The organism is Ramlibacter sp. (assembly GCF_028292805.1).
Classification (GTDB): domain Bacteria; phylum Pseudomonadota; class Gammaproteobacteria; order Burkholderiales; family Burkholderiaceae_C; genus Ramlibacter.
Map to the genome: position 1 here is coordinate 1 of NZ_JAQGLS010000131.1, position 9447 is coordinate 9447.

General features: G+C 69.4%; 9 protein-coding genes and 1 pseudogene. 5 read left to right on the forward strand and 5 right to left on the reverse strand.

Going from position 1 to position 9447, the window contains the following annotated elements:
* Window positions 1-1183 (forward strand): lipoprotein-releasing ABC transporter permease subunit (locus JWP65_RS07740; RefSeq protein ID WP_299762363.1); only part of this gene is annotated, 1183 nt, incomplete at its 5' end.
* Window positions 1176-1880 carry a lipoprotein-releasing ABC transporter ATP-binding protein LolD gene (lolD, locus tag JWP65_RS07745; protein ID WP_299762366.1) on the forward strand — a complete coding sequence of 235 codons (705 nt, stop codon included), beginning with the start codon at window positions 1176-1178 and terminating at the stop codon, window positions 1878-1880. The genes JWP65_RS07740 and lolD, both read left to right, overlap by 8 nt.
* An 88-nt stretch (window positions 1881-1968) precedes the next feature.
* On the opposite strand, the gene JWP65_RS07750 is transcribed toward lolD, so the two are convergent.
* Genes JWP65_RS07750 through JWP65_RS07765 form a run of 4 tightly spaced genes read right to left on the reverse strand, consistent with a single transcriptional unit; the run spans window position 1969 to window position 6041 of the window.
* The gene (locus tag JWP65_RS07750; protein ID WP_299762368.1) at window positions 1969-3009 is read right to left on the reverse strand and encodes a VWA domain-containing protein; all 1041 of its coding nucleotides are present in this window, start codon (window positions 3007-3009) and stop codon (window positions 1969-1971) included.
* Window positions 3010-3020: 11 nt separating this feature from the next.
* Window positions 3021-4022, reverse strand: a complete 1002-nt coding sequence (locus tag JWP65_RS07755) for a DUF58 domain-containing protein (protein ID WP_299762370.1) — start codon at window positions 4020-4022, stop codon at window positions 3021-3023.
* Window positions 4003-5010 carry a MoxR family ATPase gene (locus JWP65_RS07760; protein WP_299762373.1) on the reverse strand — a complete coding sequence of 336 codons (1008 nt, stop codon included), beginning with the start codon at window positions 5008-5010 and terminating at the stop codon, window positions 4003-4005. The genes JWP65_RS07755 and JWP65_RS07760 overlap by 20 nt, the downstream gene beginning before the upstream one ends.
* Before the next feature lie 44 nt (window positions 5011-5054).
* Window positions 5055-6041 (reverse strand): trypsin-like peptidase domain-containing protein, encoded by a 987-nt coding sequence (locus JWP65_RS07765; RefSeq protein WP_299762376.1) that lies wholly within the window; start codon window positions 6039-6041, stop codon window positions 5055-5057.
* Window positions 6042-6164: 123 nt separating this feature from the next.
* On the opposite strand from JWP65_RS07765, the gene JWP65_RS07770 reads away from it, so the two are divergent.
* On the forward strand, window positions 6165-6989 hold the full coding sequence (locus tag JWP65_RS07770; RefSeq protein WP_299762379.1) for a TatD family hydrolase: 825 nt from the start codon (window positions 6165-6167) through the stop codon (window positions 6987-6989).
* A gap of 87 nt (window positions 6990-7076) precedes the next feature.
* On the opposite strand, the gene JWP65_RS07775 is transcribed toward JWP65_RS07770, so the two are convergent.
* Window positions 7077-7886 (reverse strand): hypothetical protein, encoded by an 810-nt coding sequence (locus tag JWP65_RS07775; RefSeq protein WP_299762381.1) that lies wholly within the window; start codon window positions 7884-7886, stop codon window positions 7077-7079.
* A gap of 125 nt (window positions 7887-8011) precedes the next feature.
* On the opposite strand from JWP65_RS07775, the gene JWP65_RS07780 reads away from it, so the two are divergent.
* Window positions 8012-8767: a spermidine synthase gene (locus tag JWP65_RS07780; protein ID WP_299762384.1), complete on the forward strand. Its 756-nt coding sequence runs from the start codon at window positions 8012-8014 to the stop codon at window positions 8765-8767.
* Window positions 8768-8820: 53 nt separating this feature from the next.
* Window positions 8821-9447: pseudogene (locus JWP65_RS07785) on the forward strand (type II/IV secretion system protein); the annotation flags it as partial.

The window sequence follows — 9447 nt, forward strand, 5'->3', positions numbered from 1 at the left end:
CTTCATCTCCTTCATCTCCGGCGTCTCGATGCTCGGCATCGCGCTGGGCGTGGCGGCCCTGATCATCGTGCTGTCGGTGATGAACGGCTTCCAAAAGGAAGTGCGCGACCGCATGCTCAGCGTGGTGTCGCACATCGAGGTCTACGGGCCGGGCGGTGGCGTGCTGCCGGACGTCAATCGCACGCTGGCCGAGGTCCGCAGCAACCCGCAGGTGATCGGCGCGGCGCCGTTCGTGGCGGCGCAGTCGTTGCTGGCCCGCGGCGAGGACATGCGCGGCACCATCGTGCGCGGCATCGACCCCGAGCTGGAGCCGCAGGTGACGGAGCTGGCCGCGGCGGCGCCGGACACGCTGGGGCGGCTGGTGTCGGGCGAATTCGGCGTGGTGCTGGGCGGCGAGCTGGCGCGGGCGCTGGGCGTGCAGCGCGGCGACCCGGTGACGATGATCGCTCCCGGCGGCCAGGTGACACCGGCTGGCGTGGTGCCGCGCCTGAAGCAGATGACGGTGGTCGGCACCTTCGACTCCGGCCATTTCGAGTACGACAGCGGCCTGGTGCTGATGCATGTGGACGACGCGGCGCGCCTGTTCCGGCTGGAAGGACCGACCGGCGTGCGCCTGAAGCTCAAGGACCTGCACCAGGCGCGGCAAGTGGCGGCGCAGCTGGGAAGCAGCCTGACCGGCGAGTTCCTGATCCGAGACTGGACCCGGCAGAACCGTACCTGGTTCGCCGCCGTGCAGCTGGAAAAACGCATGATGTTCATCATCCTGACCCTGATCGTCGCCGTCGCCGCCTTCAACCTGGTGAGCACGCTGGTGATGACCGTGACCGACAAGCGCGCCGACATCGCGATCCTGCGCACACTGGGCGCCAGCCCGGGCAGCATCATGGGCATCTTCGTGGTCCAGGGCGCCATGGTGGGCGTGATCGGCACCCTGGCCGGGCTGCTGCTCGGGCTGGGCGTCGCCGTCAACATCGACGTCATCGTGCCCACGCTGGAAGGCTTGCTCAACGCCAGTTTCCTGCCCAAGGACATCTACCTGATCAGCCGCATGCCCAGCGAGCCGCAGTCCTCCGACATCATGCCCATTGCCGTCATCTCGCTGGTGCTCTCGTTCGTGGCCACCCTCTATCCGAGCTGGCGCGCCAGCCGCGTCAACCCGGCGGAGGCGCTGCGCTATGAGTAACGGCCTGTCCGCCCAGCAACCGCACACCGGCGTGGTGCTGGCCTGCCAGGGCCTGACCAAGCGCTTCACCGAAGGCCCGCTCGACGTCGAGGTGCTCAAGGGCATCGCCCTGGAAGTCCATGCCGGCGAGACGCTGGCGATCGTCGGCGCCTCCGGTTCCGGCAAGAGCACGCTGCTGCACCTGTTGGGCGGCCTCGACGCTCCCACTTCTGGCGCGGTGCAGCTGATGGGGCAGGAGCTGTCGAAGCTGGACGCCGCGCAGCAAGGGCGACTGCGCAACCTGCACCTGGGCTTCGTCTACCAGTTCCACCACCTGCTGCCGGAGTTCAGCGCGCTGGACAACGTCGGCATGCCGTTGCGCATCCGCCGCGAGACGGTGGAGCACGCCCATCAGGCGGCGGCGGAGATGCTGACCGCGGTGGGTCTGAAGGACCGCATGAAACACCGGCCGGCGGAGCTGTCCGGCGGCGAGCGCCAGCGCGTGGCGATTGCCCGCGCCCTGGTTTCGCACCCGGCTTGCGTGCTGGCCGACGAGCCGACCGGCAACCTCGATCGCGGCACGGCCGATACGGTGTTCGAGCTGATGCTGCAACTGGCGCGCGACCGCGGCACCGCTTTCGTGATGGTGACGCACGACGAGCAGCTGGCCGCGCGCTGCGGGCGGATGGTGCGGATCACGTCGGGGCGGCTGGGGTGAACCGGGGGCGCTGCGCAGCAAAGCTGCAGATGCTGCCGGCCCAGCCATTCCCCGGGCGGTGTGCAGCTGCGCCGCGCACCGCGCCGCGTCAAAGAATCCGGTTGAACCAGAACATCGACAGCCCCGCCGAGAGCAGCGCCAGCACGCCCGCCAGCATCGCCAGCATGGCCGACACCTCGGTTTCCTTTTTCTCCATCGTCAGCTTGGAGCTGAGCGTCTCGTAGACCTTTTTCAGGTCGGCCGCGGTGCCGGCGTAGAAGTATTCGGCCGAGGTCTTGTTGGCGATAGCCTTGAGCGTTTCCTCGTCCAGCCGCACCCGCATCGACCAGCCTTCGAAGCCGATGGTTTCGCCGTCCACCGTGCCCACGCCCACCGTGTAGACGCGCACGCCGCGGTCGGCGGCGATCTTGGCCGCTTCCAGCGGGTCGACCCCTGTGGTGCGCTGGCCGTCGGTCAGCATGATGATGGCGGCCGAGGCGTAGGAGCCGGGCGCCACCGGCGTGAACTCCTTGGTTTCCTTCTTCTCGGCATCGATGGAGAACCCACGCTGCCGATCCCGCCCGCCTTGCATCGACTGCAGATCGATGCCGGCGTCGGGGAACAGGGTGGCCAGCGAGATCACGATCGCGTTGCCGGTGGCGGTGGCGCGCTGCAGCTGGAACCGGTCGATGGCCGTGACCAGGTCTTCGCGGTTCACGGTCGGCAGCTGCGCCACCTGCGCGGAGCCGGCGAAAGCCACGATGCCGACCTTCACATGGCGCGGCAGCTCCGACAGGAAGGCCTTGGCCGCGTTCTGCGCCGCCACCAGGCGATTGGGCTGGACGTCGGTGGCGCGCATGCTGCCGGACACGTCCATCGCCAGGATGATGGTCTGCTGGTTCGAGGGCAGCATCACCACCGCCACCGGCCGCGCGGCGGCCAGCAGCAGGGCGGCCATGGCCAGCAGGAACAATACCGGCGGGATGTGGCGGCGGACCTGCGGCCCGGTGCCCATGGCCTCCTTGATGATGGACAGCGAGGCATAGCGCAGCGCGAGCTTCTTCTTGCGGCGCAGCAGCAGGACATAGGCGCCCACCAGCAGCGGCAGGGCCAGCAGGAGCCAGAGAAATTGGGGCCAGAGGAAATGCATTTTGGGTACTCCTACGCAGCGGCCCGGCGCAGGTGCGTCGGCAGGCCACCACCGCCCGAAAGCTTGGTGCGGCGCTTGCGCATCTCGACAAAGCGGACGATGGCGTCGACCAGGTCGGCGTCGGTGGACAACTCCAGCGCGTCGACGCCGGCGCGCACCAGCGCCTGGCGCAGGTCGGCTTCGCGCTGGGCGGCGATGCGGGCGAAGCGCTTGCGAAAGCCGGCGTCGTGCGTGTCGACCACCACGTTTTCGCCGGTCTCGGCGTCGCGCAGGGTCAGCAGGCCAAGGTCCGGCAGGTCCAGCTCCATCGGGTCGAGCACGCGCACCGCCACCACCTCGTGGCGCTGCGCCAGCTGCGCCAGCGTGCGTTCCCAGCCCGGGTCGCTGATGAAGTCGGAGACCACGAACACGGTGGAGCGGCGCTTGATCAGGCTGGCGGCGGAGGCCAGCAGTTCGTCAAGGCGGGTCTGTCCGGATTCGACGCTGGCCGGCCGGGTCTGGATGCTGTGCAGCAGGTGCAGCACGTGCCGGCGCCCGCTGCGGGTGGGAATCACCGTGTCGACGCCGGCACCGTACAGCATGGCGCCCACGCGGTTGCCGTGGCGCGTGAGCAGCCGTGCCAGCACGGCCACGAACTCGGCCGAGATGTTGCGCTTGCGCAGCTCGCCCGAGCCGAAGTCGACCGAGGGGCTCAGGTCCAGCAGGAACCAGGCCGCCATCTCGCGGTCTTCGGTGAACACGCGCACGTGCGGCGACTGCATGCGCGCCGTGACGTTCCAGTCGATGTGCCGCACGTCGTCGTGCAGCTGGTATTCGCGCAGGTCCGCCAGGTCGAGGCCGGTGCCGCGCAGCAGCGTGCGGTAGTCGCCTTGCAGCAGGCCGTCCAGTCGCTTGATCACCTTCCACTCGAGGCGGCGCAGCACCTGTTCGGCACCGGCGGCCGTCGCCGCGGAGGGTTCCGGGGCAGCGACGGCAACGCTTCGAAGGGGGGCTTCAGGCCACCAGTTTTTCATGTTCGAGCGGCTTGGCCGGGGCGGGAATCTTGGCCATGATCTTCTGCACCACCGCGTCCGAAGTCAGGCCGTCCGACAGCGCCTCGTACGACAGCACCACGCGGTGGCGCAGCACGTCGGGCACCAGGTCGGTCATGTCCTCCGGCAGTGCATAGGTGCGGCCGCGCAGCATCGCCAGGGCACGCGCGCCCTCGACCAGGTTGATGGTGGCGCGCGGGCTGGCCCCGTAGGTGATGTACCTGGCCAGCTCCTTCAGGCCGTGGCGGTCTGGCCAGCGGGTGGCCGACACCAGCTTCACCGCGTACTGCACCAGCGATGGATCGACGTACACCAGCCGGCACGCGCGCTGCAGCTCGGCCAACTGCTCGGTGGTGGCCACCGCCGTCACGTCCACCGCCGGGCCGGTGACGCGTTGCACGATCACGAATTCTTCCTCGTCGGTCGGGTAGTCCACCAGCACCTTCATCATGAAGCGGTCGACCTGCGCCTCCGGCAGCGGGTAGGTGCCCTCGGTCTCGATCGGGTTCTGCGTGGCCATCACCAGGAACGGGCTGGGCACCTTGTGCGTGTGGCCGGCGATGGTCACCTGGCGCTCCTGCATCACCTCCAGCAGCGCGCTCTGCACCTTGGCCGGGGCGCGGTTGATTTCGTCGGCCAGCAGCAGGTTGGCGAACACCGGGCCGAGGGAGGTGGAAAAGTCGCCGGTCTTCTGGTTGTAGATGCGTGTTCCCACCAGGTCGGCCGGCACCAGGTCGGGCGTGAACTGGATGCGCTTGAACTCGCCGCGCATGGTGTTGGCCAGCGTCTTGACCGTCAGCGTCTTGGCCAGGCCCGGCACGCCCTCGACCAGCAGGTGGCCCTGGGCCAGCATCGCGACCATCACGCGTTCGAGGAAGCGGTCCTGGCCGACCACGACGCGCTTGACCTGGTAGAGGATCTGTTCCATCAATTGCGCGGTGGCGGTGTCCGTACGGCTGGTGGTGTCCATGGATGCTGCGGGTGAGGGTAAGGAAAAGAGAGGGCGGCGCGCTCTCAGAACGGCGGCAGCCCGGCGGCCGCGGCGGCGTTCTCGATCGGCACGGCGAAGCCGATGCCAAGGAAAGTGCGCGCGGAGGTCGGGTTGAGGATGGCGGTGACGATGCCGACCACCTCGCCGTCCATGGTGACCAGCGGGCCGCCCGAATTGCCCGGGTTGGCGGCCGCGTCGAACTGGATCAGGTTCTTCATTTCCTGCTTGCCTTCGGGCGAGCGGAACACCCGTCCCAGGCCCGAGACCACACCGCCCGAGGCGGAGGGCCCGATGCCGAACGGGAAGCCGACGGCCAGCACCTTGTCGCCCGGCGCCAGGTCGTTGGTCGAGCGCATGGTGGCGGCGATCATGTCGTCGGGGATCTTGCTGGCCTGCAGCACCGCCAGGTCGTTCTCGGCCTGCACGCCGGTGACGGTGGCCGTTGCCTCCAGGCCGTCGTGAAAGATCACCTTGATGCGGTCCGCGCCCGAGACCACGTGCAGGTTGGTCAGGATCACGCCCTTGTCGATGATCACCACGCCGGTGCCGACGCCGTTTTCGATCTCGTCGTCGTCGCCGGTGACGTCGGTCTGCGCCGGGCCCAGCGGCTTGGGCCTGGCGGTCTTGGACAGCAGTTTCTGCTCTTCGGTTTTCAGCCGGCTTTTCTTGATGTAGCTGACCACGCGCACCACCGACGGCCGCACGTTGTCGTAGGCCCGCGCGTATTCCGACGGCATGACCTGCGTCTCCATCGTCTTCATGACGGCGCGGTTGATGTCCTCTTGCGTCAGCTTGCGCGGCATCGGCCGCAACGCCATGCTGGCAACCAGCGCCGTGGCCAGCAGCAGGATGGCGGCCCACAGCCAGGCGGGACTGGAAGGGGAGAAGCGCCAGCGGCGCGGCGCGGCGGCGCGCGGGCCTTCGGCTGCCGCGCTGGACGCAGGGCCGGCCGGTTGAGCGGGCTCCGGCCGGGAAGGGCGGCTGGAACTGTAAAGGGCGGGCCTGCGCATCCGGAATCCTCGAGCGAACTGCCAGGGGGGGGATCTCGTCCGGAACCGCGCATTTGCAGACCCGGTTATGCAGACGGTATCACGCTTTTCCGGCGTCTGCACGTCCTGCGGCATGATCGCCGGATGCCTGTCTGGATCGACACCCATTGCCACCTGGATGCGCCCGAATTCGACGCCGACCGCGACGCGATGCGCGAGCGCGCGGCGCGCGCCGGCGTGGTGCATTGCGTGCTGCCGGCGGTGGCGCCCGCCAACTTCGAGCGGGTACGCGCGCTGGCGCACCGGCACGGCGACAGCTATGCGCTGGGCATCCATCCGCTGAGCACCGCCAATGCGCAGGAGAGCGACTTGGAACTGCTGGACCGGGCCCTCGCCGAGCACCGCGGCGACGCCAGGCTGGTGGCTGTGGGCGAGATCGGGCTCGATCATTTGGTGCCGGGTCTGGATCCGCTGCGGCAGGCCTGGTTCTACCGTGGGCAGCTGGAGCTGGCGCGCTGGTACGGCCTGCCGGTGCTGCTGCACGTGCGGCGCTCGGCCGACGGCCTGCTCAAGGAATTGCGGCGGGTGCGGGTCACCGGGATCGCGCACGCCTTCAACGGCAGCGCGCAGCAGGCCAGCGAGTTCGTCCGGCTGGGCTTCAAGCTGGGCTTTGGCGGCACCGTCACCTATGAGCGGGCGTTGCAGATCCGCCGCCTGGCCACCCAACTGCCGCTGCAGGCGCTGGTGCTGGAGACCGACGCTCCGGACATCCCGCCGCACTGGCTGTACAAGACGGCGCAAGAGCGCCAGGCCGGCGCCGCGCAAGGCCGCAACGAACCGGCGCAGCTGCCCGCCATCGCGGCCGAACTGGCGGCGCTGCGCGGAATCACGGTGGAGGAGCTGGCGCAGGCGAGCGCGCGCAATGCCGTGGCGGCCTTGCCGCGGCTGGCGGGGTTGCTGGGCCGGTGACGACCGCGCGGTGGCTGTCGGCCGTGAGCCGCAGTCCATGCGGCAGGCCGGCAGGCCTGCACCCCGGGTCGAGCCCGGGCCGCCAACTCAGGCGGCCAGCCGGGCCTGCTGGGCCATCAAGGCCAGCCTGGCGCCGAGCTCATGGTCCCACTCGTGGAGGCGGACGATTTCCGCGCACGACTGCACCACGCCGGCCAGCAGCTGCTGGCGTCGTTCAATGCCGGCCTCGATCAAGGCCGGCACCGCCTGCGCCTGGTCGTCTGCCATCAGCAGCAGCCGCACGCTGTCTTGCAGTTCGTTGCCCAGGCGCACCACCCGCTCCTGCAAGGTGGCCTCCAGCGCCACGCGACCGGCGCTGCGTTCCTGGGACAGCCGGTAGACCCGCCGCGCCTCGGCGCAAAAGCCCTGCAGCTGGCGCAGCCGCTCGTGCAGCCCGGCGGCCGGTGCGGCTTCCAGGCTGCGCTGGGTCAGCAGCGTGGCGAGCGCGACGGAATTTTCGAGTTCGCCGGCCGCGGCACGGAACTTGTCCAGCAGCGCCGGCACGCTGGCAGCGTGCCTAGCGTTGCCGGCGGCCACAGTCTGCAGGCAGGTCCACACGTTGCGCGCTTCGGTGCGCAGCCGGCTGACCAGCAGGCTGAGTTCGGCGCCGGCCGCCTGCGCCTGGCGCCGGGCGATGCTGCCGCTGCCGCGCGCTTGCAGCAGCCGGAAGTCGAGACTGCTGGCGCTGGCGTGCAGCGCATGCAGCGCGTCCTCAAGCTGGATTTCCTCGACGATGCCGGCCTGCAGCCGCAGCCGGCCCATCAGCGCCTCCAGCCTGGGCACCTGGGTCGCGATGCCGGCGGTCAGCAGTTCATGGACTGCGCCGCGCACGGGAGGGGACTTCTGGGTGAGGACCATACAGCGGGCCCAATGTAGGGCACGGCGGTGCGGGGTCCGCGCCACGGCCGTGGTTTAAGTCACAAACATGCGGATCGCCAACACATTTTGTTGCATTCATGCCCGGCCGGATAATCCGGCTGCCGATGAAGACCCCCAAAGCCACGCTGCCCGAAGTCAATTTCTCCGACCATGGAGACATCCGCTACCTGCACCTGGGCACCGAATGGATCCAGGGCTCGATGCACCTGGACCAGCCGTTCGAGATCCAGCTGGAGTACGTCCAGCGGATGATGGCCTGGCTGCTGTTCGTCGAGCCGGCATCGGTGTCCAAGCGGCATGCGATGCAACTGGGGCTGGGCGCGGCGGCGCTGACCAAGTTCTGCCACCGCAAGCTGCGCATGGCCACCACGGCGATCGAGCTGAACCCGCAGGTGGTGGCGGCCTGCCGGCTCTGGTTCAAACTGCCCAAGGACGATACGCGGCTGGCGGTGGTGCTGGGCGACGCTGCCGAAGTGGTGGCGCACGCCCACTGGCGCGGCCGCATCGACGCGCTGCAGGTCGACCTGTACGACCACGAGGCCGCGGCCCCGGTGCTGGACAGCGAAGCGTTCTACCGCGACTGCCGCACGTTGCTGACCGAGGACGGCTGCATGACGGTGAACCTGTTTGGCCGCTCCTCCAGCTACGAGCGCAGCCTGGAGCGCATCCGCGCGACGTTCGGGGCCGATGCGGTCTGGGCCTTCAAGCCGACCCGCGAAGGCAACACCGTGGTGGTGGCCTTGCGCGAGCCGCAGGCGCCGGCCCGCGGCAAGCTGGCCGAACGCGCCGACATGATCGAATCCCGCTGGGGCCTGCCCGCGCGCAAGTGGCTGCGGGTGTTCAGGCGATCGGGCGATTAGCCCGCTCGTCCCCGGGCGGGAACCCCAGGGCCAACCATGAGTACCATCCGCCCATGAAAGCCACGGCCAAGCCCCTGATTTCCGCCCGCACCCAGCCGCGTGGCCCGCTGCACTGGCAGCAGCTGGTGGAGTGGCTCAGCGAGGACGGGGTGGTTTCGGCGGAGGAGGCGCGCCGCACCATCGCCCGATGCGCCCAGGCCGAAAGCGCGCAGCACCCGCTGGTGCGGCTGGCCTCGGTGGCGATGGCGCGCGCCGCCGACGGCAAGCCGCTGGACATCGAGACGCTCACGCAGTACCTGGCCGGCCGCGCCGGCATGGACTACCTGCGGATCGACCCGCTCAAGGTCGACGTGGCGAAAGTGGCCGACACCATGAGCGCCGCCTATGCCGAGCGCCACAAGGTGCTGCCGGTGCAGGTGACGCCGACCGAGGTGGTGGTGGCGACCGCCGAGCCCTTCGTGGGCGACTGGATCGACGAGGTGGAGCGGCAGGCCAAGCGCAGCGTGCGCCGGGTGGTCGCCAACCCCAAGGACATCCACCGCTACACGGCCGAATTCTTCTCGTTGGCCAAGTCGGTGCGGGCGGCCCAGAAGAGCGGCGGCAATGCCGGCGCCAGCTTCGAGCAGCTGGTCGAGCTGGGCAAGAGCAACAAGCAGCTGGATGCCAACGACCAGGGCGTG

Coding starts and splice junctions, on each gene's coding strand:
- JWP65_RS07775 (WP_299762381.1), bottom strand. CDS start 7,886: ATGGTCCTCACCCAGAAGTCCCCTCCCGTGCGCGGCGCAGTCCATGAA.
- JWP65_RS07760 (WP_299762373.1), bottom strand. CDS start 5,010: ATGGACACCACCAGCCGTACGGACACCGCCACCGCGCAATTGATGGAA.
- JWP65_RS07755 (WP_299762370.1), bottom strand. CDS start 4,022: ATGAAAAACTGGTGGCCTGAAGCCCCCCTTCGAAGCGTTGCCGTCGCT.
- lolD (WP_299762366.1), top strand. CDS start 1,176: ATGAGTAACGGCCTGTCCGCCCAGCAACCGCACACCGGCGTGGTGCTG.
- JWP65_RS07765 (WP_299762376.1), bottom strand. CDS start 6,041: ATGCGCAGGCCCGCCCTTTACAGTTCCAGCCGCCCTTCCCGGCCGGAG.
- JWP65_RS07770 (WP_299762379.1), top strand. CDS start 6,165: ATGCCTGTCTGGATCGACACCCATTGCCACCTGGATGCGCCCGAATTC.
- JWP65_RS07780 (WP_299762384.1), top strand. CDS start 8,012: ATGAAGACCCCCAAAGCCACGCTGCCCGAAGTCAATTTCTCCGACCAT.
- JWP65_RS07750 (WP_299762368.1), bottom strand. CDS start 3,009: ATGCATTTCCTCTGGCCCCAATTTCTCTGGCTCCTGCTGGCCCTGCCG.